Source organism: Streptosporangium sp. DT93 (genome assembly GCF_049844535.1).
Lineage (GTDB): Bacteria > Actinomycetota > Actinomycetes > Streptosporangiales > Streptosporangiaceae > Streptosporangium.
The window spans coordinates 14,058-37,529 of record NZ_JBNCLF010000002.1; the positions used below are offsets into that span (position 1 = coordinate 14,058).

At 72.6% G+C, this 23,472-nt stretch carries 22 protein-coding genes; 12 read left to right on the plus strand and 10 right to left on the minus strand.

Annotated elements, in window-relative coordinates; genetic code table 11:
* Nucleotides 1-114 precede the first annotated feature (114 nt).
* Both cydB and ACLQ2R_RS05430 read right to left on the minus strand, forming a co-directional pair.
* Nucleotides 115-1,056, minus strand: a complete 942-nt coding sequence (cydB, locus tag ACLQ2R_RS05425) for a cytochrome d ubiquinol oxidase subunit II (RefSeq protein ID WP_425958192.1) — start codon at nt 1,054-1,056, stop codon at nt 115-117.
* A 40-nt stretch (nt 1,057-1,096) separates the two neighbouring features.
* Nucleotides 1,097-2,596 (minus strand): cytochrome ubiquinol oxidase subunit I, encoded by a 1,500-nt coding sequence (locus ACLQ2R_RS05430; protein ID WP_425958193.1) that lies wholly within the window; start codon nt 2,594-2,596, stop codon nt 1,097-1,099.
* Between the two features lie 655 nt (nt 2,597-3,251).
* Between ACLQ2R_RS05430 and ACLQ2R_RS05435 the strand changes: the two genes are divergently transcribed.
* Nucleotides 3,252-3,773 (plus strand): hypothetical protein, encoded by a 522-nt coding sequence (locus tag ACLQ2R_RS05435; protein ID WP_425958194.1) that lies wholly within the window; start codon nt 3,252-3,254, stop codon nt 3,771-3,773.
* A 45-nt stretch (nt 3,774-3,818) separates the two neighbouring features.
* Here the strand turns inward: ACLQ2R_RS05435 and ACLQ2R_RS05440 are convergent, their stop codons facing one another.
* Nucleotides 3,819-4,742 (minus strand): polysaccharide deacetylase family protein, encoded by a 924-nt coding sequence (locus tag ACLQ2R_RS05440; protein ID WP_425958195.1) that lies wholly within the window; start codon nt 4,740-4,742, stop codon nt 3,819-3,821.
* Between the two features lie 261 nt (nt 4,743-5,003).
* On the opposite strand from ACLQ2R_RS05440, the gene ACLQ2R_RS05445 reads away from it, so the two are divergent.
* The 4 genes from ACLQ2R_RS05445 (at nt 5,004) to ACLQ2R_RS05460 (ending at nt 8,631) form a co-directional block, all read left to right on the plus strand.
* Nucleotides 5,004-6,074, plus strand: coding sequence for a fatty acid desaturase family protein (locus tag ACLQ2R_RS05445; protein ID WP_425958196.1), 1,071 nt, complete (start codon nt 5,004-5,006; stop codon nt 6,072-6,074).
* A 92-nt stretch (nt 6,075-6,166) separates the two neighbouring features.
* Nucleotides 6,167-6,961 (plus strand): SRPBCC family protein, encoded by a 795-nt coding sequence (locus tag ACLQ2R_RS05450; protein WP_425958198.1) that lies wholly within the window; start codon nt 6,167-6,169, stop codon nt 6,959-6,961.
* Nucleotides 6,962-6,986: 25 nt separating this feature from the next.
* Complete coding sequence (locus ACLQ2R_RS05455; RefSeq protein ID WP_425958199.1) at nt 6,987-7,886, plus strand: hypothetical protein; 900 nt, start codon at nt 6,987-6,989, stop codon at nt 7,884-7,886.
* A 169-nt stretch (nt 7,887-8,055) separates the two neighbouring features.
* Complete coding sequence (locus ACLQ2R_RS05460; RefSeq protein ID WP_425958200.1) at nt 8,056-8,631, plus strand: MarR family winged helix-turn-helix transcriptional regulator; 576 nt, start codon at nt 8,056-8,058, stop codon at nt 8,629-8,631.
* A 657-nt stretch (nt 8,632-9,288) separates the two neighbouring features.
* Here the strand turns inward: ACLQ2R_RS05460 and ACLQ2R_RS05465 are convergent.
* Both ACLQ2R_RS05465 and ACLQ2R_RS05470 read right to left on the minus strand, forming a co-directional pair.
* Nucleotides 9,289-9,999: a thymidine kinase gene (locus tag ACLQ2R_RS05465; protein WP_425958202.1), complete on the minus strand. Its 711-nt coding sequence runs from the start codon at nt 9,997-9,999 to the stop codon at nt 9,289-9,291.
* 49 nt (nt 10,000-10,048) lie between these two features.
* Nucleotides 10,049-10,699: an SRPBCC family protein gene (locus ACLQ2R_RS05470; RefSeq protein ID WP_425958203.1), complete on the minus strand. Its 651-nt coding sequence runs from the start codon at nt 10,697-10,699 to the stop codon at nt 10,049-10,051.
* Between the two features lie 259 nt (nt 10,700-10,958).
* On the opposite strand from ACLQ2R_RS05470, the gene ACLQ2R_RS05475 reads away from it, so the two are divergent.
* The 6 genes from ACLQ2R_RS05475 to ACLQ2R_RS05500 all read left to right on the plus strand — a co-directional run bounded on the left by ACLQ2R_RS05475 (nt 10,959) and on the right by ACLQ2R_RS05500 (nt 19,479).
* Complete coding sequence (locus tag ACLQ2R_RS05475) at nt 10,959-11,423, plus strand: hypothetical protein (protein ID WP_425958204.1); 465 nt, start codon at nt 10,959-10,961, stop codon at nt 11,421-11,423.
* Between the two features lie 89 nt (nt 11,424-11,512).
* Entirely contained in the window at nt 11,513-13,807 is a 2,295-nt protein-coding gene (locus ACLQ2R_RS05480; protein ID WP_425958205.1) for a hydantoinase/oxoprolinase family protein, read from the plus strand.
* Nucleotides 13,797-15,908 (plus strand): hydantoinase B/oxoprolinase family protein, encoded by a 2,112-nt coding sequence (locus ACLQ2R_RS05485; protein WP_425958206.1) that lies wholly within the window; start codon nt 13,797-13,799, stop codon nt 15,906-15,908. The genes ACLQ2R_RS05480 and ACLQ2R_RS05485 overlap by 11 nt, the downstream gene beginning before the upstream one ends.
* A 249-nt stretch (nt 15,909-16,157) precedes the next feature.
* Nucleotides 16,158-16,361, plus strand: a complete 204-nt coding sequence (locus ACLQ2R_RS05490) for a cold-shock protein (RefSeq protein WP_049562746.1) — start codon at nt 16,158-16,160, stop codon at nt 16,359-16,361.
* Nucleotides 16,362-16,730: 369 nt separating this feature from the next.
* Nucleotides 16,731-17,888 (plus strand): CaiB/BaiF CoA transferase family protein, encoded by a 1,158-nt coding sequence (locus ACLQ2R_RS05495; RefSeq protein ID WP_425958207.1) that lies wholly within the window; start codon nt 16,731-16,733, stop codon nt 17,886-17,888.
* A gap of 64 nt (nt 17,889-17,952) precedes the next feature.
* Nucleotides 17,953-19,479, plus strand: a complete 1,527-nt coding sequence (locus ACLQ2R_RS05500; protein ID WP_425958660.1) for a carboxyl transferase domain-containing protein — start codon at nt 17,953-17,955, stop codon at nt 19,477-19,479.
* Nucleotides 19,480-19,508: 29 nt separating this feature from the next.
* Here ACLQ2R_RS05500 and ACLQ2R_RS05505 read toward each other — a convergent pair whose 3' ends face one another.
* Entirely contained in the window at nt 19,509-20,105 is a 597-nt protein-coding gene (locus tag ACLQ2R_RS05505) for a TetR/AcrR family transcriptional regulator (protein WP_425958208.1), read from the minus strand.
* 56 nt (nt 20,106-20,161) lie between these two features.
* Between ACLQ2R_RS05505 and ACLQ2R_RS05510 the strand changes: the two genes are divergently transcribed.
* A complete protein-coding gene (locus tag ACLQ2R_RS05510) occupies nt 20,162-20,554 on the plus strand; it encodes a nuclear transport factor 2 family protein (protein WP_425958209.1) in 393 nt (130 codons plus the stop codon).
* Nucleotides 20,555-20,614: 60 nt separating this feature from the next.
* Here ACLQ2R_RS05510 and ACLQ2R_RS05515 read toward each other — a convergent pair whose 3' ends face one another.
* The 4 genes from ACLQ2R_RS05515 to ACLQ2R_RS05530 are packed head-to-tail and all read right to left on the minus strand — an operon-like array spanning nt 20,615 to nt 23,460.
* Nucleotides 20,615-21,046, minus strand: a complete 432-nt coding sequence (locus tag ACLQ2R_RS05515; RefSeq protein WP_386244647.1) for a hypothetical protein — start codon at nt 21,044-21,046, stop codon at nt 20,615-20,617.
* Nucleotides 21,043-21,474 carry a hypothetical protein gene (locus ACLQ2R_RS05520; protein ID WP_425958210.1) on the minus strand — a complete coding sequence of 144 codons (432 nt, stop codon included), beginning with the start codon at nt 21,472-21,474 and terminating at the stop codon, nt 21,043-21,045. The genes ACLQ2R_RS05515 and ACLQ2R_RS05520 overlap by 4 nt, the downstream gene beginning before the upstream one ends.
* Nucleotides 21,475-21,514: 40 nt before the next feature.
* Nucleotides 21,515-22,309 (minus strand): carbon-nitrogen hydrolase family protein, encoded by a 795-nt coding sequence (locus ACLQ2R_RS05525; RefSeq protein WP_425958211.1) that lies wholly within the window; start codon nt 22,307-22,309, stop codon nt 21,515-21,517.
* A complete protein-coding gene (locus ACLQ2R_RS05530) occupies nt 22,306-23,460 on the minus strand; it encodes a DUF418 domain-containing protein (protein ID WP_425958212.1) in 1,155 nt (384 codons plus the stop codon). The genes ACLQ2R_RS05525 and ACLQ2R_RS05530 overlap by 4 nt, the downstream gene beginning before the upstream one ends.
* Nucleotides 23,461-23,472: the final 12 nt, after the last annotated feature.

Sequence of the window (23,472 nt, forward strand, 5' to 3'; positions counted from 1 at the left end):
TGACCGGGCCGGCCCGGAGGCCGGTCCGGCCGGTGAACAGGGTCGGCCTGGGGACGTGGCCGGTCAGGGGGGCCGGGAGAGCAGGGGGACGTGGCCGACCGGGGAATGTGGCCGTCAGGACACGTCGGCGGTCAGCCGCCTGCGGAAGACCCAGTACGACCACGCCTGGTAGCCCAGCACGAACGGCAGCGCGATCAGCCCGATCCAGGTCAGCATGCCCAGCGTGTACGGGCCCGAGGCGGCCTCGGCGACGGTGAGCCCGGGCAGCGGGGCCGGCCACAGGGCGCCGAACAGGGCGGCCGAGCCCAGCGCGATCGAGGAGGCGGTGGCGGTGAACGCCCAGCCGTCCCGGCCGCGCCAGGTCAGCGCGACCCCGGCGGCCAGCGCCGCCATCGCGGCGAGCGCGGTGCCCCAGAGCCAGGGTGCGGCCGACGGCGCGGTGCCCTCCGTACCCGCGACGGGGATGTTCGACAGCGCGACCACCGCGGCGGGCAGGGCCGCCGCGGCGGCGACCACGGCGGCGCGCCGGGCGCGGGAGCGGACCGGCCCCGAGGTCTTGAGCGCGACGAACACCGCGCCGTGCAGCACGCAGAGCGACAGCGAGAACGCCCCGCCCACCAGGGCGGCCGTCGCGCTGCCCCGCAGCAGGTCGGCGAAGACGGCGCCCCACAGGAAGGCCGGGAGCGCGCTGCCGACCAGTACCCCCAGGTCGCACCAGGCGCGGTCGGAGGCGTGGTGGACCTTGGCACGCCACTCCAGGCCGACGCCGCGCACGATCAGCCCGGCCAGGATCAGCAGGATCGGCAGGTAGAACGTGCTGAGCATCCCGGCGTACCAGGCCGGGAAGGCAGCGAACATGGCGCCGACCGCGGTGATCAGCCAGACCTCGTTGCCGTCCCAGACCGGGCCGATCGTGCCCAGGACCTGCTTGCGTTCGGCCTCGTCCCCGGCCAGGACCGGCACGAGCATGCCCACGCCGAAGTCGAAGCCCTCCAGCACGAAGTAGCCGGTCCACAGGAACGCGATGAGCGCGAACCAGAGGGTGGTGAGTTCCACGTCGTTACCTGCCGTCTGCTGTCGCTGGCCGTCGTCGGTTTCAGTACATGAGGGTCGGCTGGAGCCGTGCGTCCTCGGGCACGTCATCGCCGCCGCCGGGCGGTGGCGCCGACGCGGGGGAGGGGGCGTCCGCCGGGGCCGCGGGCTCGGGGCCCGCCTTGACGTGCCGGACGAGCAGGACGGCCTCGGCCAGCGCCAGCGCGCCGTACAGGGCGGTGAAGACCGCCAGCGAGATCGCCACCTCGGTCACGCTCACCCCCGGTGAGACGCTCGCGGCGGTGAGCAGCTCGCCCTGGACGGTCCAGGGCTGCCGGCCGATCTCGCTGAGCAGCCATCCGGAGATCATCGCGATGGTGGGCAGCGGCAGCGCGAGCACGCAGACGCGGGCGAACCAGGCGGGGACCGGGCGGGGCGGGCGGGGATCGCGACGGCGGCCGCGGGTCAGCCAGAGGCCGAGGACCGACAGGCCCACTGTGGACAGGCCGAAGACGATCATCACGCGGAAGGACCAGAAGATCACCGGCAGGTCGGGGCGGTAGTCGGCGGGGCCGAACCGCTCCTCGAACCTGGCCTGGAGGTCCTCGGTGCCCTGGACCACGGCGGACGGGTCGTTGGTGGACAGGAGGCTGAGCAGCTGGGGCACCTCGACCCCGGGGACGATGGAGAACGGCGCGCCGGAGGTGTCGTGCCGGAGCCCTTCCGCGGCGGCGAGCTTCATCGGCTGCTGCTCGTACAGCAGTTTGGCCGACATGTCCCCGCTCCCGGCGACCAGGGCGCCGGCGATCGCGGTCATCACCAGGGCGGCCCGCATCGGGGTCCGCCAGATGCTCGTCCCGCTCCCGGCACCGCCTCCGGCCGCTGATCCGCCTCCTGCGCCGGTGCCGTTCCCGGGCGCGCGGCGCGGGCCGGTGGCGCGTCTCTCGCGGAGCAGGTGGTGGCCGCAGATCGCCAGGACGAAGCCGCCGGCGACCACGAAGGCCGCCGCGATCACGTGCGGCACCTGGGCGAGCGCGGTGGAGTTGGTGAGCACCGCCCACAGGTCCGTCATCCTGGCCCTGCCGTCGACCACCTCGTAGCCGACCGGGTGCTTCATCCAGGCGTTGGCCGCGAGGATGAAGTACGCCGACAGGTTGGACCCGATGACCGCGGCCCAGATGGTGGCCAGGTGAAGGCCCCGGGGCAGTTTGTCCCAGCCGAAGATCCACAGGCCGAGGAAGGTCGACTCCAGGAAGAACGCGAGCAGGGCCTCCAGCGCCAGCGGCGCGCCGAACACGTCGCCGACGAAGATCGAGTACTCGCTCCAGTTCATGCCGAACTGGAACTCCTGCACGATGCCGGTCACCACGCCCATCGCGAAGTTGATCAGGAAGAGCTTCCCGAAGAACCTGGTGAGCCGCAGGTAGTGCTCCTTGCCCGTGCGGTACCAGGCGGTCTGCAACCCGGCCACGAAGACGCCGAGACCGATCGTCAGGGGTACGAACAGAAAGTGGTACACGGTGGTCACCCCGAACTGCCACCGCGCCAGGTCTAGTGCGTCCATCTTCCCCTCGCGGGTCTGAAGCTCTACAACCAGTAGTTCTACTTCTAGTAGTACTACGACTTGTAGAGCAACGGCGCGGGGTGGCGCCGCGAGCTGCTGCGATCTTCGTCACACGGCCCGATCCGAGACCGCACTTCTCGAACGGACCACGATCGCCTCGTTGCCCGCGGCGCCGGTCATCCCCTTGCCGGCCGGGGGTTCCCGTCGGCGCGCCCCCGGCGGGAGGGTGCCCCCCGTCGTGCGGAGCGCCCCCCGCCGCCCTCCCCGGGCGGGGCGACTCCATGGTGCGGCAGACGGTCCCGCGCGGACGTCCCTCTCCCGGGGGATCCACGGGTACGCCGGTCGGCGGACCCGCGGGCGCGCCCCGCCCTCCGAAGGTCTCCGCGTCCCACTTCCCGGAGTCCTTCGAGGCCCTTCGCGTCCCACTCTCTGACGCCCTCCCCGAAGCCCTCCGAAGCCCTCCGAAGCCCTCCGCGTCCCGTCCCCCGCACTCGTCGTGGCGCGCACGTCCGCGGTGGCCGTGTGAACACCTCGCAAGCATTCCGTAAGGGGCTGTAAGCGCTGATATGCCGACTTGCAAGGACTCGCCCGTAGAAATGAGTCACTCCAGGGGGAGATCGGCAGAAGCCGGTCCGGGGAGGCACGAGGAGAAATCATGATCAAGAAGATGGCCACCGTTCTGCTGGCCACCGCCGCTCTCGGTGCCGTCGCGCTCGCCACGCCGGCCACCGCGAACGCCGCCACCGCGGCCGCGGCCGCGCCCGTGGCCGCCCAGTCCGGGTACGGCTACGACTACAGCGAGAACTGGGGCCACTACTACTCGTCCAACCACCGCGCCAAGAGCCGTGGCTGGATCGGCGTCGACTGGGACGACCAGCAGAAGCGGAACCGGGTCGACGTCAAGGGCAAGCTGTACGACCTCGACCACCGCACGTACAAGCAGGGCGGCAAGTGCGCCTACGTGAAGTTCGAGGCCCACCACTTCGGGGACAAGGGCTACCAGTGGTACGACGGCAAGTCCTACCGCTACTGCGGCGCCGGTGGCGCCAAGCACTTCGCCTTCAGCAAGCACAAGGTCGACAGCGTCCGCGTCAAGGTCTGCCAGATCGGCCAGCACTCCTCCCACGCCACCCGGTGCGGTGACTGGGAGTACCTCTACACCGCCGAGAGCGAGTGATCGCATGTGCCCGGACGGCCCGCCCCGCACAGGGGGCGGGCCGTTCTAGCGGAGCGCGGCCCGCAGGTAGGCGTGCAGGTTGCCGAGCTCGAAACCCCGGCGCTCGATCTTGGCGACCAGGGTCGCGAAGTCGCGCGCGAGGTTCGGCCTGAAGTGCAACAGCAGCACGTCACCGGGCCGGAGCCTCTTGTCGGGCACCTGGTACGCGATCTTCCCGCCCGGCTGCACCGTCGCGGTCCAGAGCAGGAGCGCGTCGATGCCGCAGGATTTGGCGGCCCGCCGGGTCAGGCCGTCGTGGTTGCCGAACGGCGGGCGGAACAGGGTGGGCGTGGTGCCGGCGTGCCTGCGGATCAGCCGGGAGGCGCCGCAGATCTCGGCCCTCTGCCCCCGGTAGCCGAGCGCCGGCAGGTTCGGGTGGGTCAGCGTGTGGTTCTCGATCGTCACCCCGGCGTCGCGCAGGTCGCGCACGTACCGCCAGGTGCCCGAACTCGGGAACCTGCCGCCCTGGGCGGTCGGGTCGGCCGCGCCCCTGCCCTCGACGGCGTCGCGGGTGACGAAGGCCGCCACCGGGATCCGCCGGTCGCGGACCTGCGCCACGAAGCCGGGGTCCTGCTCCCACCCGTCGTCGATGGTCAGGAAGACGACCTTGCGCCGGGTGGGGATGGAGCTGATCACCGGGGGCAGGCCGTCGCCGGGACGGGAGATCCTGCCCACCTCGCCCGGCCCGGGCATCACCCCAGGAGGCCCGGACGGCCCGGACGGCCCGGTCCCGGCCGCCGTCTCCCGGGGAGACGCCGAGGCGCCCCGGGACGAGTCCGGCGCAGGACCCGCGGCATCGTCGGCGTCGCCGGTGCCACCGGTGCCACCGGCACGGTGCCCGCCGCCCGTCCCGGTCGCGCACCCGGCGCCCACCACCAGAGCCGCGATCACCACCGCCATCCCGATCGTCCGGTACATCCCCGATGTCATGGGCGACCATCCTGCCAGCGACCGGCGGTCCTGTCGGCCGTACGCCGAACGGGACTCGGCGCGGCCGTCCGCCGGTGCCCCCTTGATCGCGGCGGTCACCGGGGTAGGGTCAGCACTACCATGAGCCGGGGTGAGAGCGGGGGTCCGCCGGCAGGACGACCACGAGATCCTGGAAGGGTCGTCCTGCTCGGCTGACGCTGATCCGTGGCGCTGCCGGCCGATCCGATCATGTCGATCCATGCGGCACATCTGAGGAGAAGCGTGACCCACTCAACCGCGATCGATGACGCGGACCTTCCCGCCGTCCCCGGAACCGGTGAACGAGGCAGCGATTTCGCCCGCCTGTCGCGCCGGATCGCCCAGGCGGGGCTGCTGGACCGGCGTCCCGGCTACTACGCCGCACGGCTGGCCCTGGTGACGGCGGCCTTCGCCGCAGGCTGGGCCGCCTTCTTCGCCGTCGGCGACTCCTGGTACCAGTTGCTCGTCGCCGTCTTCCTCGCCGTGGTGTTCGCCCAGATCGGGCTCGTCGCCCACGACCTGGCCCACCGCCAGGTCTTCCGCTCGCGCCGCTCCAGCGAGATCGCCGGCCTGGTGGCCGGGAACGTCGCCATCGGCATGAGCTACGGCTGGTGGATGGAGAAGCACACCCGCCACCACGCCAACCCCAACCACGAGGACCACGACCCCGACGTCGCCCCCGACTTCCTGATCTGGTCGCACGAGCAGGCCGCCGAGAGCAAGGGGCTGCCCAGCGTCCTGGGCCGCTGGCAGGCGTTCCTGTTCTTCCCGCTGCTCACGCTCGAGGGATTCAACCTGCACGTCTCCAGCGTCCGCGCCCTGCTGCGCCCGGAGACCAAGCACCGTGCGGTGGAGGCCTCGCTCCTGGCCCTGCACGCCGTCCTGTACCTGGGCGCGCTGTTCGCGGTGCTCTCGCCGGTCAAGGCCGTCGTCTTCCTGCTGCTGCACCAGGCGGTCTTCGGTGTCTACCTGGGCTGCACCTTCGCGCCCAACCACAAGGGGATGCCGATGCTCAGGGGTGAGGAGAAGCTCGACTTCCTGCGGCGCCAGGTGCTCACCTCGCGCAACGTGCGCGGCGGCCACGTCCTCGACGTCGTGCTCGGCGGGCTCAACTACCAGATCGAGCACCACCTGTTCCCCAGCATGCCCATGCCCAACCTGCGCCGCGCGCAGCCGATCGTCCGGGAGTACTGCGAGGAGCTGGGCGTGGACTACCTGGAGACCGGGGTGATCAGCTCGTACGCGCAGGCGCTGCGCCACCTGCACGACGTGGGCACGTCACTGCGGGCGCGCTCCGCCTCGGCGTCCGGCTGATCCGCCGGCGGAGGCACTGACAACGGCGGGCCGGCCCGGCGGGCAGATGTTGCTGTTATCCGGGCGCCCGCCGATTGCCTAGGGTGCTTGGTGTGAAGCTCGCAGGCAGTGCCGTGCTCGGCATCGACAGAGACCGCGTGTGGTCAGCGCTCCAGAACCCGGCCGTGCTCGTCCGCACGATCCCCGGCTGCGAGCGCCTGGAGGAGACGGCGCCGGACACCTACCGGATGACCGTCACCGCGGGAGTGGCCTCCATCAAGGGCGTCTACCAGGGCGAGGTGGCGCTCTCCGAGCCCCGGCCCCCCGAGCGGTTCGTGCTCAGGGCCCGGGGCCAGGGTGCTCCCGGCACGGTGGAGGCCACGGTGGAGGTCCGCCTCAGCGAGGTCGAGGGCGGCACCCGGATCGACTACGACGCCGAGGCCGTGATCGGAGGCATGATCGGCGGTGTCGGGCAGCGCATGCTCGGCTCCGTCGCGAAGAGGACCGCGGGAGACTTCTTCTCGGCCGTCGAGAAGCATCTGATCGCCGCGCAGGTCCCCGTCCCCGGTGTCCCCGGTGTCCCCGATGTTCCCGGTGTCCCCGCGTCCGCCGTCCCCGTGCCCGCCCTCGTCGGGCCCGGCCGGGCCGTGGCGAACGGCACCGCGCCCGGGGTCTCCGGCCTCCCGGGCGAGCCGGGCGCGGACGGTGCGGCAGGGAGGCCGGCGGCCCCGCCCACCGGCTCCGCCACCCCCGGCGCGCACGTCTTCGAGCGCCCGGCGGACCGGCCAAGGCCGGGCGTGCCCGCCTGGTCGCTCCTGGCCGCGTTCGGCATGGGCGCGGGTGTCGCGCTCGGCAGCGCGGTGATCGGCTGGTTGCTCGGCCGCTCGCGCGGTGGCGCTCGCACCTGAGGATCTCCCGGCGTACGGTGTCGGTATGCGTGAGGGACGTGCGGAGGACGCAAGGATCGAGGCCAGGCGCCTGATCCGGGACCTGCTGGGCGAGGAGCGACCGGAGGCGGCCCTGCTGCTGCGCCAGGCGGAGGAGGTCTTGGGCGCCGACCGCGTCGCGCGCGCGGTCGAGCTCGCCCGGGGCGCCCCCCTCACCCGCAGGTCCACCGAGCTCGCCGCGGTGGCGGCACTCGTGGTCGGCACACGCGAGCTGGGCGAGGTGTGGTGGCGGCGCGAGCGCGGCGGCAAGCTGCCCGCCCCCGACGAGGTGCTCCAGACCTCCACCGCCGTCGACCCGTGGACCGACCTGACCGTCCTGGAGATGCTCGCCGCCTGGATCGCCGACGACGCCGCCGACCAGGCGTGGGGGCGCGCGGCCGCCGTCACCGACCTCAACTCCTGGCAGGCCGAGGACCGGGTCGAGCTGCCCGCCGACACGCGCTCCGGTACGCGGATCCTGGTCTCCTTCGACGCGGGAGGCAGGCTCGACGCGGTGGTCGTGCGCCGTCCGGACGGCGCCATGGGCTCCGATCTCGACTTCGACTCCCTGCGCTACTCCCGGCCGGCCGAGGCCCAGTGGAGCTGGGGGGTCGCGGCAGGGCTGGGGCCGCACCGGCTGGACGAGCGTCCCGACCCCTACGAGCAGTCCGTCGACGGCGAGGCCGCCGAGACCCTGCACGCCTGGGCCCTGCGGCACGGCGCCTCCGCCGAGCAGACCGGCACGACGTGGCGGACCAGGGGCGACGTCATCGCCGCCATCGAGCGGATCGACTGGATGTGGCGCAGCGGCGAGTGGTTCGCCTGGTGGCGGGGGGTCTCCGCGCTGATCGACGGTGAACCCGAGCAGCTGACCGCCCGCCTCGCCGAGATCGCCGACGCCCCCTGACCCGTCGCCCGTCCCAGAGCGGCGCCCCTTGACCCGTCGCCCGTCCCGGAGTGACGCCTCCGGTCCGTCCGGGGCCGCGACGCCCCCGGTTCCTTCGAGGGCGTGACGTCCGACGACACGGCACGTGTGTCGTTTGCACCTGTCAGGCGCGGGTGTGATGCTGTTGCCCATGCGGAACCTTCATGATCGGCGGGCGCGGTCCGGGAGTCCTGCCCCCGAACAGGCGGGGCCCGCGCTGTTCGCGCTGGTCCGCCACTGGTCGCGGCGCTGGCCCCAGCAGATCGCCGGCAACGGCGCCGAGAGCGGGCACGTCTCGCGCGTCGTGGTCGTCGACATCGTCGGCGGCGCCGGTGACACCGGTGACATCGGCGGGGACGTCGGCGCCGGGGGAGCGGACGGCGCCGGGGAGGTCGGCAGGGCCGACGGAGAGGGCCGGGCCGATCGGATCGCGCGCGTCGGGGTGCGGGACGTCGCCGAGGCGCTCGGGGTGGACCGCTCCGTGGCCAGCCGCATGGTCGCCGACGCGGTGGCCGCCGGTCTGGTCAGGCGCGGCACGCTGGAGGGGGACGCCCGTCACGCCGATCTCGTGCTGACCGCGTCCGGCCGTGAGCTTCTGGCCGCCGCCCGCCGCTGGCAGAACGAGCGGTTCGACGTCTTCACCGCGACCTGGTCCGCCGAGGACAGGGAGGTCTTCGCCAGGCTCCTCGTCCGTTTCGTCGCGGACGCCACCGCGCCCCGCCGCTGAGCGAGCCCCGTCTGTCTCGGCGTTCCCACCTCCGGCCTGTCCCGCTTACTGAGTCCCGCCGATCCCGGCGTTTTCGCCCCTGCTCATTCCGCCTTCTCCGCCTCGGCCGGTTCGGCATCTCCGTCGCCGAGCCGAGCCGAGCCGAGCCGGGCCGGGCCGGGCTAGGCCAGGAAAGATCTTCTTTTGGCCCGACGTGCGTGGATTCCGTCGTTTTCGATGATTTCTGGCACCTCTGGAGCTGTCGCTCTCGAACCTCTCGTCCCCTTCCTGGTAATTCGCTCCATGAGGGGAAGGTCTCTCCTGAACGACGGTGCCGGCCGTACATACGGCGGTACCGGCCGAAAGGCGGCACTCGGCGGGAGCCGGCGGACCCGGCCCGTACGAGCACGCGACAGGAGTTCCTCACGATGCGCCAGATCCGAATCCGCAAGCGCTCGCGGCGCCCCGCCCGGGTCGCGCTGGATCTGCGGACCCCGTCGGGGCGGCTGCTGCCCTACTGAGCCGGGTCACGCCGGTCGCCGGGCCCGGGACACGTCGGCCATGCGCGCTGGTGAAGCGGATGACGATCCCCTCCAGCATGCCGTCGGGGCGCACGACGCTCCGGTGATCCCAGGAACGCCGCCGTTCCCCGGAGGACCCCCGGGACGCGAAGCCGCCCTACCCGCCCTGGCGGGCCCCGGGAAGCGCCTCCCGCGAGGAGGGAGCCTCCTGGGAGCGACCGTCCGGGGGGAGGACGCCGGCCCGCAGGCCCAGGTCGCCGGAGCGGTGGTGGCGCCGGCACAGGACCTGGTAGCGGATCTGGTCCGCCCCGGTGTCGCCGATGACGACCTGCTCGCCGGTACGGGCCATCGTTCCCCCCACCACCCGGGCGTTCAGGTGGCCGGGACGCCCGCACCAGCACAGGACCTCGACCTGGAGACGGTTGATCTCGTCGGCCAGCTCGAACAGCCGCTGGGCGGCGGGGAACATCCGCGAGCGGAAGTCGGACGCCAGCCCGAAGGCGTACACGTCCACGCCATGGTGATCGGTGAGGTCGGCGAGCTGCTCGATCTGCTCGACCGTGTAGAAGCACGCCTCGTCGCAGATCACGTAGTCGACGGGCTCGTGCGCCCGGACCAGGGCCACCAGGTCGAGGTCGTCGACGACCTCGACGGCGTCGCTCCCCAGGCCGATCCGGCTGGTGATCTGGGGGCCGCCCGAGCGGTCGTGCTTGGTCAGCACCAGGCCGCGCCTGCCCTGCCGCCCGTGGTTGTAGTTCATCTGCAGGGCCAGCGTGGACTTGCCGCAGTCCATCGGGCCGAAGTAGAAGCGCAGCACCCCGTCCCGTGAACCGGCGGGGACGGGGGAGAGGGCAGACGGTTCGATCACGGGGCGCCAGCCTAGTGCCCCGGCCCCCGCCCTCGCCCCCGGCGGGCGGTCAGAGCTCGCCGCTCTCGATCGCCTCCTTCAGCCCGGCCTGCGTCTGCTGGTGGGAGGAGACGCCGTTCGTCACCGTGAAGTCGATGAGCAGGATGCTCGCCTCGAAGACGAGGTGCTCGGTGACCCGGGTGCGCCCCTGGCCCAGGTCCTCGAAGGAGATCCTCTGGTGCGTGACGACGTTCGGCAGGGTCCAGCTGTCGGTCTCGTAGAAGAGCTCGTCGCGGTGGAGGCGCTGCTGCGCGTGGGTCTCGGAGGAGACGGGCAGGCCGGCGATCGGGACGTCCTCGACGGCCGTGAGGTCGACGAGGCGGACGCCGTTCTCGGTCCGGTCCCGGTGGGTGATGACCTGCCGCAGGAACGGGTGGATGCCGAGGTGGTTCTCGAAGTCGGAGTAGGCGTCGAAGACGTGCTCCACCGGGGCGTTGATCTCGATGGAGATGTCGCGTTCGACCCGGCTCCGCCCGGTGATCGGCAGCGGGGCGGTCAGGAACTCGTAGAACCGGTAGGTGTTCCACGCGGCCTGCCAGCGCGCGGCGACCAGCGGGTCGGTCGCGGCCTGGGCCGGTGCCGGCAGGACGGTCAGGAGAACGAGCAGGGCGGCCGACAGCGGCGCCACGAGAAGCCGGAGGAGTCGGAGGGGCTTTGCCATGGAAGCTCCCGAGGACGGCGGAAGTGATCAGATGTCTTCTATCCCGCCCGGCCGCGATCCGGTACCGCGGGCGCGGATTGTGATCACGATGTTTCCTTGTGTCCCCCGTTGCCGCCGGGTCTCTCCCGGTGGACCGTACGGGCCCCGGGCAGGGACGGACGCCCTGCCCGGGGGCGCTCCCGGGCCGGTACGCCCGACTTGGCTTGGTGGTGAAAAGCGTGGGAGATTCCTTTTGGCCTATCGAACAGTGGGAGAACCTGTGACGACGACCAACAACTCCGCCCCGCCCGTCGGCAAGACCCCTGCCACCGTGATCCCCGGCACCGCGGGTTCGTCGGCCTCCTCCGGTGCGGAGAGCGCGGGGATACCCGCCGCGCTCGCGGTGATGATGACCGAGGACGAGGCCGTCGCCGCCCGGGCCGAGGCCGCACGCTGGCGGTACGGGTTCTACGTCGTCGTCATGGGACTCGTGGTCATCCTGGCCGGCTTCGTGGTGATTGCGCTGCGCAACGGGGACACGGCCGCGCCGTTCGCCGGCCTGGTCGGCGTCTCCGGAGCGATCATCGGCGCCTACTTCGGCGTCCAGGTCGGCCAGTCCGGCAAGGACCGGGTCGAGGCCGAGCTGCGCCGTACGAACGAGATGGCCATCCGCCTGGCCGCCAAGGTCCACGCGCACGACGCCGACGCGGTGATCAACACCACGATGGGCCCCCGCCGCCGATAGGGCCCGCGCCAACACTGCCCAAGGACCGGTCGCAGCTTCGGCAGGGTCCGCCGATTTGCCGGGCGGCCCGGACTGGGTAGACACGGGGGATGCGCAGCGTCCGTATCGGGGTCGACACCGGAGGCACGTTCACCGACGTGGTCGCGGTGGACGAGCAGACCGGTGAGATCACCACGACCAAGACCCCGTCCACCCCCGCCAACCCGGCCGACGGGTTCATGGAGGGGGTCCGGAAGGTCCTGCTGAAGGCGGCCGGAGCCGGGCACGACACGAAGACCGGCTCGGAGACGGGCGCGGGCACGGAGACCGGCTCGGAGACCGGCGCCGGGACGGGCACGAGGACGGGGACGGGGCCGGACGCGGAGACGGGCGCGGGTGCGGCCGGGCCGGACCTGACGGGCGTGTCGGCCGTCGTGCACGGCACCACGGTCGCCACGAACCAGCTCCTCGAGGACCGCATCGCCGACCTGGGCTTCGTCACCACCGAGGGCTTCGAGTTCATCCTGGAGATCGCCCGCCAGAGCGTGCCGGACGGCTACGGCAACTCCTACTTCTGGGTGAAACCTCCCCGCATCGTCCCGGTGCACCGGGTCAGGACCGTCGGCGGGCGCCTGGACCACACCGGGGCCGAGGTGCGGCCGTTCGACGAGGAGCAGGCCGCCGAGACGGCCCGGTGGTTCCGCGACCGGGGCATCACCGCGATCGGGGTCTGCTTCCTGCACTCCTACGCCGATCCCTCGCACGAGCGGCGCATGCGGGAGGTCCTCGAAAGGGAGCACCCGGACGCGGTGGTCTCGATCTCCTCCGACGTGCTGCGCGAGTACCGTGAGTACGAGCGGTCGGTCACCACGCTGGTCGACGCCGCGGTCAAGCCGACCATGCGCCGCTACATCGCCAACCTGGCCGAACGCCTGGAGGAGGCGAGCCGCTCCCGGCGGACGACCGGGAACGGGAGCGAAAACGGAAGCGGCGGAGAGAACGGGACCGGGAGCGGGAACGAGGGTGGGAGCGGTCTCGCGGACGGTCGTGCGCGCGGACCCGGCGGCCTGCCCTTCTCCATCATGAAGAGCAACGGCGGCGTGCTGTCCGCCGCCGAGGTCGTCCACCAGCCGATCACCACCGTGCTGTCCGGCCCGGCGGCGGGCGCGCTCGGCGCCGCGCTGATCGCCGGCACCGCCGGGCACCCCTCGGTGATCACCCTGGACGGCGGCGGCACCTCCACCGACGTCGCCGTGGTCGTGGACGGGGAACCCTCGCTGACCACCGAGGGCAACGTCGGCCGCTACCCCTGCAAGATCCCGATGATCGACATCGTCACGGTCGGCGCCGGGGGAGGCTCCGTCGCGTGGATCTCCCCCGAGGGCACCCTGAAGGTGGGCCCCAGGTCGGCGGGGGCCGACCCCGGCCCGCTCTGCTACGGCCGCGGCGGCACCGAGGTCACCGTCACCGACGCGCACGTCTTCCTCGGCCGCGTCCCGCCGCACCTGCTCGGCGGGGAGATCCCGCTCGACGCGGACGCCGCCCGCAAGGGGATCGAGGAGCTCGCCGGGAGGGTCGGGCTGACCCCCGAACGGGCCGCCGCGGGTGTCCTGGAGATCAGCGCGTTCAACCAGTCGAACGCCATCCGCCAGATCACCGTCAAGCGGGGCCTGGACGTGCGCGACTTCCCCATGGTCGCCTTCGGGGGCTCGGGGCCGCTGCTGGTCTGCAGGCTCATCGACATCCTCGGCCTGCCGTCGGTGATCGTCCCGCCCGATCCGGGCAACGTCTCGGCGTTCGGGCTGCTCACCGTGGACGTCAAGAACGACTACGTGCGCACCTTCGTCACCCGTGACCTCTCCCTGGAGAGGGCCGCGGAGATCTTCGGGGAGCTGGAGGGCCGGGCCGCCTCCGCCCTGGACCGCGAGGGCTTCCCCGCCGCGCAGCACGTCCACGCCCGCAGCGCCGACCTGCGCTACTACGGCCAGGCCTACGAGGTCAGGGTGCCCGCCCCGGCCGGTCCGCTGGACGAGGCGTGGCGGGCCGAGGTGCTGGAACGCTTCCACACCGAGCACCGCAAGCTCTACGGGTACGGCTACCGCGACGACCCCCGTCACGGGGTGGAATGGGTCAACCTTCGCGTCTCGGGCATCGGCCCGATCACCCGGCCCGTCCTCGGCCGCAGGCCGGCCGGAACGGGGCGTCCCGAGCCGGCGACCTCCCGGGAGGTCTTCTACGACGAGTGGGGCCCGGCCCCGGTGCATCGCCGCTCCGGCCTGCCCGCCGGAGCGGAGATCGCGGGACCGGCGGTCGTCGAGGAGTACGGGTCCACGCTTCCGCTGCACCCCGGGTTCACCGCGACCGTCGACGCCTTCGGGAACCTGGAGGTGCGCCGTGCCCGATGAGAGGGGAACCAAGGACATGGGGGACGTGACGGGCATGAACGGCGCGAGTGGTGCGAGGGGCGCGGCCGATCCCGTGCTGGTGGAGATCGTCGAGGGGACGCTCGCGTCGGTGGAGATGGAGGTGGAGACGGCGATCGCCCGTACCGCCCGCTCGCCCATGATCCGCGACGCGCACGACTTCCGCGCGGGCATCCACGACGTGCGGCTGCGCAAGCTGACCGGCAGATCCTACTCGGCGCTGGTCCAGCCGATCGTCAGGGACTTCCCGATCGGCGAGATGAACCCCGGGGACGTGTTCTTCCACAACGACGTCTACCTGTCCGAGGGCGGCATCGGGCACCTGCCCGACCTCTGCGTGACCGTGCCGGTCTTCCACGACGGCGAGGTCGTCGCGTTCGTGCAGGCGTTCGGCCACCACGACGACATCGGCGGCGCCGTGCCCGGCTCCATGCCGAGCAACGCGCGCAGCGTGTTCGAGGAGGGGCTGATGGTCCCGCCGATCAAACTCTGGGACCGGGGGGTGCCCAACCGGGCGGCCCTGACGATCATGACCAGGAACTCCCGGATGCCCGACTCGCTCGCCGGGGACCTGGACGCCGAGTGCTCGGCCTGCCTGATGGGCGCGCGCCGCCTGGCCGAGCTGTTCGACCGGTACGGGCGCGAGGCGGTCGAGGCGTGCTTCGACGCGATCATCTCCAGCACCACCGAGACCTTCCGCAGGGAACTGCTCGCCAAGATCCCCGAGGGCACGCACGTGTGGGAGGACTACGCCGAGCACGACGGCGTCGACCCGCCCCGCCTGCACACCCAGCGGATGACCCTCGTCGTCGACCACTCGGCCCCCGCGCCGCTGGTGATCGACTTCACCGGCACCTCGCCGCAGGCCAAGGGGCCGATCAACCACGCGGGCGACTACGCCGACGGGGTGTTCCTGAAGAAGTGGCTGGCCCCGATCCTGCGGAACCTGGCCGACACCCCCGAGCGGATGGCCGAGCTGGACGTCAACGAGGGGGTCGTGCCGCTCATCGAGATGCGCTTCCCCGGCAAGGGCACCCTGCTCACCCCGGTCTTCCCGGCCCCCACCAACGCCCGCACGTTCGTGATCCTGCGCCTGCTGGGCGTGCTGGCCGGGGTGCTGGCCAAGGCGACCGGCGGGCGGATGCCCGCCGACCAGGAGACCATCCGCTACACCGGCGTGTACGGCGACGGCCTCGACGACGCCCCGTACCTGATGCGCGAGGTGCTCGGCGGCGGCTCCGGCGGCCGGTGGTACGCCGACGGGGAGGACACCATCCACGTGGTGCCCGACTCGCGCAACATCCCGGTGGAGTTCGCCGAGTCCCGCTGGCCGTTCCGGGTGGAGCGGCTCGGCCTGGCGCGTGACTCCGGGGGGCCGGGCCTCTACCGGGGCGGCCTGGGCTACGACAAGCACCTGCGGATGCTCCGCGACGCCTCGTTCATGTCCATCGCGGACCGCTCGATCCTGTCCTGCTGGGGCGTCAACGGCGGCCGGGCCGGAAGCCCGTTCCTGGTGGAGATCGAGGGCAGGCCCATGGAGGGCCTGGTGGACGACTCGCCGGTCCGCGCGGGAGAGGTCATCCGGGTGCGCACCACGGGCGGTGGCGGCTGGGGGTCCCCGCTGGACCGGGACCCCGGCCTGGTGGCGGCCGACGTCCGCGACGGCAAGGTCTCGATCGAGGGCGCCCGCGACGACTACGGCGTCGTCCTGACCGGGCCCGCCGAAGCCCCCCGGCCGACCGGCTCCCGTCAGGCCCGCCCTCATCCGGCCGACTCCGAGCCGACCGACTCCCGGACGGCCGGTCCTCAGGTGGACGACTCCCGGGCGAAGGATCTCCGGGCGACCGGTCTCCCGGCGGACGACCTTCGAACGGACGACCCTCGAACGGACGACCCTCGAACGGACGATCCCCGGGCGGCCGGTCTCCGGGTGGACGATCTCCGGGTGGACGCCGAGGCCACCGAGGAACGCCGCGCCGAGCTGCGCGCCCTCGCCGGGAAGGACCGGCCCTTCTTCGACCGGGGGCCCGGCTTTCCCTCCCTGTCGGGAGGCCTGCCGTACGCCGGGGTGGACCACCTCTGAGGCCGGTGTGGGAACAGGGCGGGAGCACGTGAGGACGGGGCCGATGCGGTGTCGGTGTGTGAGTGGTCCGAGGAGGTGCTACGCTGAACTCAGTTGCGGTTGTGGTACCCATGAAACTTTGTGTGCACCTGACGGATAACCCTTCGGGTGCATTTTGTTTTCCCGGTCATCTCCGGATGGGCTCATCGCGGCGACCCGGGATTCGCGAGGTGCGAATTCCGATTCTGCCACCTATCGAAGGAGATCGAGATGGCAACGGGAACTGTGAAGTGGTTCAACGCTGAAAAGGGCTTCGGCTTCATCGAGCAGGACGGCGGCGGCGCCGACGTCTTCGCTCACTACTCCAACATCGCGGCGCAGGGCTACCGTGAGCTCCAGGAAGGCCAGAAGGTCTCCTTCGACGTCACGCAGGGCCAGAAGGGCCCGCAGGCCGAGAACATCGTTCCCGCCTGACGTAGCGCGCACCACGGGCCGGGGCCCGCACCTTTCGAGGTGCGGGCCCCGGCCTGTTTCGCGTCCGCCCCGGGTTCGCCCTCCGGCCCGTGCCGCTCCGGATCGGTCCTCCAGTGCTCACCCAGTGCTCATCCCGGGTTCGCCTCCCGTTCGCGTCCACCCGGGCCCGCCTCCCCGCCCCTGCCTCCTGTTCGCTCCGGTCCGGTCCTCACGGAGTTCCGCTCTCCCCCCCCGGCCGCCCGCCGGACGGCCTCATGGGAGATCATGGGGTTCCCGCGCCCGGGTGCCGTCCCCGTCGGCCCCACCACAGGCCACCGGGGAACGACGAGCCCCTTCCCGGGGCCGGACGCCACGTACCGGAGGTTGATCTTGCAGGGAGCACTCGGCGACATCGTCGTCCTCGACCTCTCCCGCGCGCTCGCGGGCCCGCACGCCGCGCAGATGCTCGGTGATCTGGGAGCCCGGGTGATCAAGGTGGAGCACCCCGGGGGAGGGGACGAGTCGCGCGGCTGGGGGCCGCCGTTCGTGGGCCCCGACGGCGACATCTCCACCTACTTCCTGGCGGCCAACCGCAACAAGCGGTCGATCGCCGTCGATCTCAAGTCCGCCGGGGGCAGGACGCTGATCGAGCGCCTGGTACGGCAGAGCGACGTCCTGGTGGAGAACTTCCGCACCGGCGTCCTGGACCGGCTGGGCTTCCCCGTGGAGCGGCTGCACGAGCTCAACCCCCGCCTGGTCATCCTGTCGATCACCGGCTTCGGCCACGACGGCCCCGAGGGCGGCAGGCCCGGCTACGACCAGATCGCGCAGGGCGAGGCCGGGCTGATGAGCCTCACCGGCCCCTCGCCCGACGAGCCGTACCGGGTGGGAGCCTCGATCGCGGACCTGCTCGGCGGCATCCACGGCGCGTACGGGGTGGTCGCCGCGCTCTACGAGCGGGAGCGGACCGGGCGGGGCAAGGTGGTGCGGACCTCGCTGCTGGCCGCGGTGACCGGGGTGCACTCCTACCACGGGACGGCCTGGACGGTCGGCGGCAAGGTGCCCGGGGCTGGCGGCAACCACCACGCCTCCATCGCCCCGTACGGGGCCTTCCGCTGCGCGGACGGCATGATCCAGATCGCGGTGGCCAACGACGCGCAGTGGCGCAGGGTCGCCGCACTACTGGACATCGACCCCAATATCCCGAAATATGCGAGCAACAGGGAAAGATTCGCGCATCGGGACGAGCTGATCACCGACATGGAGAAGGTGCTCGCCACACGGGACAGGGCCCACTGGCTGGCCGCGCTCGGCCAGGCCGGAGTGCCCGCCGGGGCCATCAGGTCCATCGACGAGGTCTACGCCTGGGAGCAGACCCGCTCCCAGGGGCTCGTCGTCGAGGTGGACCACCCCGTGCTGGGCGTCATCGAGCTGCCCGGGCCGCCGCTGCGCTTCGACGGTGACCCGCCCGTGCGCCACACCGCCCCGCCCGCGCTCGGCGAGCACGACGACGAGGTCCTCGCCTGGCTGGAGGAGCGTGAGCGATGAGGCGAGCGCGGACCCCGGGGCGGCGTCCCCGGAAGCCGTCGCGCCCGCGCCCCCCGGCGCGGCCCTGCGCGGGCACCCGGGGAGCGCGGGCGTGACCCCGGCGCGGCCCGACGCGCGCACGCTGATCGCCACCTTCCTCGACCCGGGGACGTGGACGTCGTGGGACACCGCGCCCGCCGACCCGGCGCCCCCGGGCTCGGACTACGCCGGGGAGCTGGCCGCGACCCGGGCCAGGACGGGCTACGACGAGTCGGTGGTCTCGGGGGAGGGGCTGCTCGACGGGCGCCGGGTGGCGGTGATCGCGTGCGAGTTCTCCTTCCTGGCCGGTTCGATCGGGGTGGCCGCGGCCGAGCGGCTCACCGCCGCGATCGAGCGGGCCACCGCCGAACGGCTCCCGCTGCTGGCCGCCCCCGCCTCCGGCGGCACCCGGATGCAGGAGGGGGCGATGGCCTTCGTGCAGATGGTGAAGATCACCGCCGCGGTGGCCGCGCACCGCGCCGCGGGCCTGCCGTACGTGGTCTACCTGCGCCACCCGACCACCGGCGGCGTCTTCGCCTCCTGGGGCTCGCTCGGGCACGTCACCGCGGCCGAGCCGGGCGCGCTGATCGGCTTCCTCGGCCCGAGGGTGTTCGAGTCGCTGCACGGCCACCCGTTCCCCGAGGGCGTCCAGGTCTCCGAGAACCTCTTCGCGCACGGGCTGGTCGACGCGGTCGTGTCCGCCGAGGACGCCCGGCGGATCGCCGTACGGGCGCTCGCCGTGCTCTGCGCCCCCCGCCGGGGGCTGGACCCCGGGCCCGAACCCGGCGAGCGGGTCCCGCCGATCCAGGCGTGGGACGCGATCGGCCGTTCCCGCCGCGACGACCGCCCCGGCGTGCGGGCGCTGCTCAGGCTCGGCGCCCACGAGGTGACCCCGCTCAACGGCACGGGCGAGGGTGAGAACGACCCCGGGCTGATCCTCGCGCTGGCCACGTTCGGCCGGGCCCCGGCGATCGTGCTCGGCCAGGACCGCAGGAGCCGGCGGATCGACGCCCCGCTCGGCCCGGCCGGGCTCCGGGTCGCGAGAAGGGGCATGCGCCTGGCCTCCGAGCTGGGACTGCCGCTGGTCACCGTGATCGACACCGCCGGGGCCGCGCTCTCCAGGGCGGCCGAGGAGGGCGGCCTGGCCGCCGAGATCGCCCGTTCCGTGGCCGACCTGGTGATGCTCGACGCGCCGACCGTGTGCCTGCTGCTGGGGGAGGGCGCCGGTGGCGCCGCCCTCGCGCTGCTGGCCGCCGACCGGGTGCTCTGCGCCCAGCACGGCTGGCTGTCGCCGCTCTCCCCGGAGGCCGCCTCGGCGCTGCTGTACCGCAGCGTCGACTTCGCCCCGGAGATCGCCGCGGCCCAGGGGGTGATCTCCACCGACCTGCGCCGGGACGGCCTCGTCGATCGGATCGTCCCGGAGCGGCCGGACGCCGCCTACGAGCCCGAGGCGTTCTGCCGCCGCCTGTCACGGGCCCTGGAGTACGAGATCGCCGGGCTGCTCGCCCAGGAGCCCGCGGACCGCCTCGCCGCCCGGCTGGCCCGCTACCGGGCCCTCGGCCTGGCCGGATAGGAAGCACCGCTTCGTGCCGTCCGGAAGGCTCAGGGGGTCAGGACGGCGCGGCAGGTCCGCAGGACGAGGGCGTCGACCCCAGGAGGCGGCGCCTCCCCGGCGGCGAGGTGGCGGCGTACGGCACCGTGGGGGACGTCGACCAGGGCGAACAGCAGCCGCTCCCGCCCGGAGGCGTCGGCGGCGTCGGCGGCATCGGCGTGGGCGGCGGGATCGGCGGCGGCGGCCGTCAGCGCGCCGGCCGTTCTCGCGTCGAGGGCGGCCAGTTCCTCCCCCAGTTCGGCGGGCCAGCGCGCCACCAGGTCCGCCGGGCGGTGGAGCAGGAGCACACGGGCCTCGGCGAGGTGCTCGCGGCACCAGCGGGGCGTGTGGACCGCCGCGCGCTCCAGGTCCCCCGCGGCCAGGGCGTCGAGGAACCCCTCCTGGAAGCGGCGGACGCAGCGGATCCAGAGCCGGGCCAGCAGCAGGTCGCGGGAGGGGAACCGGTGGTAGATCGAGCCGACCGGCGCCTCCAGGCGCGCCGCGATCGCCGCCACCGTGGCCCCCGCGACCCCCTCGTGCGCCACGGTCTCCAGCGCGGCGTCGAGGATCCGCTCCTCGGTGAATCTGGCCGGTCTTCCCACGACCACCCTCCCATGATATTAGTGAACGCGTTCTAGAATACATCCACTAAAACGGAGATGTCATGTCCACACCGGTCAAGGACCTCTATCGCGCCCTGCGGGAGCGCGACGTCGACGCCCTCACCCGCCTGCTGCACCCGGACTTCGAGGGCCACGTCGCCCCGGGCATGCCGTGCGGCGTGGGCGGCACGCACCACGGCGCCCGGTCGATGATCCTCGACGTGTGGGGGGAGGTGGCCCGCGCCTACGACACCGCCCCCTGCGACGAGACCTACCGGGAGACCGCCGGCGGCGACGTCCTGGTCACCGGTCACTACCGGGGGACGGCCGTCGCCACCGGCCGCCCCTACGAGGCCGAGTTCGCCCACCTGTGGCGGGTCGGCGACGGCAGGCTTCTCTCCCTGCGCCAGTACACCGACACCGCCAGATGGCACGAGGCCCTGCTCCCGCTCTGAGCGACCGTCAGGCCCGGGGGCCGGCGGACCGCTCCCCGGGAGCGGGGACCCGTGGAAGGGTCACGGCTCCGGGTCGGCCGGGGTCAGGGGGACCGGCAGGCGCTCGATCCGGACGGAGAAGACCTCGTCCCGGGGGACGACGACCTCGTACGCGCCGTGGTCGACCATCCAGTACCCCAGGGCCTCGGCCTTCATCCCGCTGTGCCCGGTGTAGGCGATGTGCAGGTTCTCCTCGCCGTTCTCCTCGGAGACGTCCAGGACCAGGCAGGGCTCGCCGCCGAACGCGCCGACCGTGCGGACCAGCACCAGCCACTCCAGGTCCTCGCGGGCCACCGTCAGCCGCCAGTAGCCCGAGGCCGCCTCGAAACCGGCCTGGGCCTCCTCGCTGAACAGCACCACCTCGGAACTCCCCGGGCCGAGGGCCGCCGCGTACGTCCGGCCCCGGTGGCGGGCCGCGAACCCCGAGGCCACCGGCTCGATCTCGGTGCTCATGAGGCCGGCCGCCAGCTCAGGCCGTCGTACACGCCGAACAGGCGCTCCTCGCCGGGCGTCACGTGGATGATCTCGGCTCCCGCGGGGATCGGCATCGGGGTGGTGTGGAACTGCGGCACCACGTGCTCGCGCGAGGTGGTGAAACCGTTCCCCGCGAAAGGCGGTGAATCGTTCCAGTCACCCCCCATGTGCGGGCCGTAGGGGACGATGTAGGCGTCCATGTCACGGGCGAACCAGCGCATCAGATAGATCTCCGGGACCGAGGCGGTCAGCTCCGAGCCCTCGAACCCCAGGTCGAGACCGGCGAAGAGCTGCGCGGGGGTGGTCAGCCGCGCGCAGTCCTGAACCCGGTACACGTACCCCGAGATCACGGTGCGTCTGCCGGCCAGATAGGGCACGAGCAGCCGAGGCGGCATGACCTTCTGCATCTGCGTTCTACGCCCAGGTGGCTCACTCACGGTCGGCATTTTACGATCCGCCGACCTGGAGCCGCCGGTGTTCCAGGCACGGTAGGGCATTCCGGGTGGCAATCGTGATCTGGGAGTCGATTTCGCACGTCTGAACGCCGGGTGAGGACCCCAGGTCGACACGCACCACACCCATCGGATCGACCAGCATGCTCCGCCCGATCCCGAAACCGTCGCGCGCCTCCGGGTTCGGCGCCTGACCTGCGGCCGCCACCCAGACGGTGTTCTCCAGGGCCCGCGCCCTGACCAGGGTGGTCCAGTGCTCCTCCTTCATCGGCCCCGAACCCCAGGCGGCGATCACCGCGAACACCTCGGCCCCGGCGTCGACCAGGGCCCGCGTCAGCTCGGGGAAGCGGATGTCGTAGCAGGTGACCAGGCCGACGCGCAGCCCGGCCAGCTCCACCACGACCGGTGTGTCGCCCGGCGCGACCAGGTCGGACTCGCGGGCGCCGAAGGAGTCGAACAGGTGGATCTTCCGGTAGGCCGCCTCGATCGACCCCGAGGGGCCGATGGCGACCGCGGTGTTGTGGACCCGGTCCCCGCCGGGTTCGAACACCCCCGCGATCACCGACAGGCCGTGCTCGCGGGCCGACGCGGCCAGCCCGGTGACGAACGGCCCGTCCAGCGGCTGGGCGAGGTCGGTGATCCGCCTGCCGTACCGGGTGAGCGTCGCCTCCGGCAGGAGGGCGAGTTCGGCACCGCCCGCGGCGGCCTCGCCGAGGGCGTCGCGGGCACGGCTCAGGTTGACGTCGGGATCCTCCGAGACGGGGATCTGGCACAGGGCGATGCGTGTCACGGGTGTGACCCTATCCGTCGGTTCGGTACGCGTTCCATCCACGTGAGCCTCCGCCATACCCATTCCAGGGGCCCGTACCGGAACCGGGCCAGCCACGCGCGGCTGAACAGAATCTGGAGCACCAGGACCGCCAGGGCGAACACCAGGCCGGTGACCCGGGTCGGGTCGGCGGTGAGCAGCGGCAGGGACAGCAGGATGACCGGGGTGCTCACCACGTAGTTGGTCAGCGCCATCCGGCCCAGCGGGGCCAGCGCCGCCGTCAGCGCCCCGCCCGCCCGGGTCCGCAGCAGGAGCAGCAGCCCGGTGCAGTAGGCCGTGGCGGCGGCCAGCCCGGCGGCCGGGTAGATCCCCGGGTAGTACAGCGAGTAGTCCTGGGAGGCGAGCACCCACAGCCAGGTGAGCGCCGCGCCCAGCACCGCCGAGACCACGAAGACCGGCAGCAGCCACCGCCGCGAGGGCGGTCTCTCCATCACGGCCATGCCCAGCGCGAACACCCCGGGAATGAGGATCACCCCGCCCCCCTGGTGCACGGCCCACGCGGTCAGGACAACCCCCAGCAGCGCCACCGCGATCCGCGGCAGGAACGAGGCCGGCAGCAGCACCAGCACACCGAAGATCGCGTACGGCAGCAGCACCTCGCCGGAGTTGACGAGCTGGTGGAGCACGCCGATGGCGGCGAGCACCGCCAGCCTGCGCAGCAGCACGAGACGGGGATACTCGGTCCGCTCGGCCGCCGACCTCAGGAACAGCACGAAGCTCAGTCCGAACAGGAACGAGAAGATCGTGTAGAACCTGCCCTGCAGCAGGTTCTCCACCCCCCAGTCGACCGCCTCGCGCCCGGGGTTGTCCAGGTGGTCGCGGGTGTGCTGCCAGGTGTTGACCAGCATGATCCCGCACACCGCGAAGCCGCGGAGCACGTCGAGTTCGGGGAGTCTTCGGGTCACGACAGACAGGCGTACCACTCCGGGGTCGAGCGTGCATAGGGCCCCGGCGGCCCCGCGGGCGTTCCGTCCCGGCTCCGCGATCTCCGCGGCCACCATGGCCCGCGCGGTCCTCGCGGCCCCCGGGGCCGCCGCGGTCTCCGTGGCTCCCCGGACGCCGGAGGCGCTCGCGGGCGTGTCGTCCGGCGGGCATATCATCTGATGCATCATGGCAGAGATGAT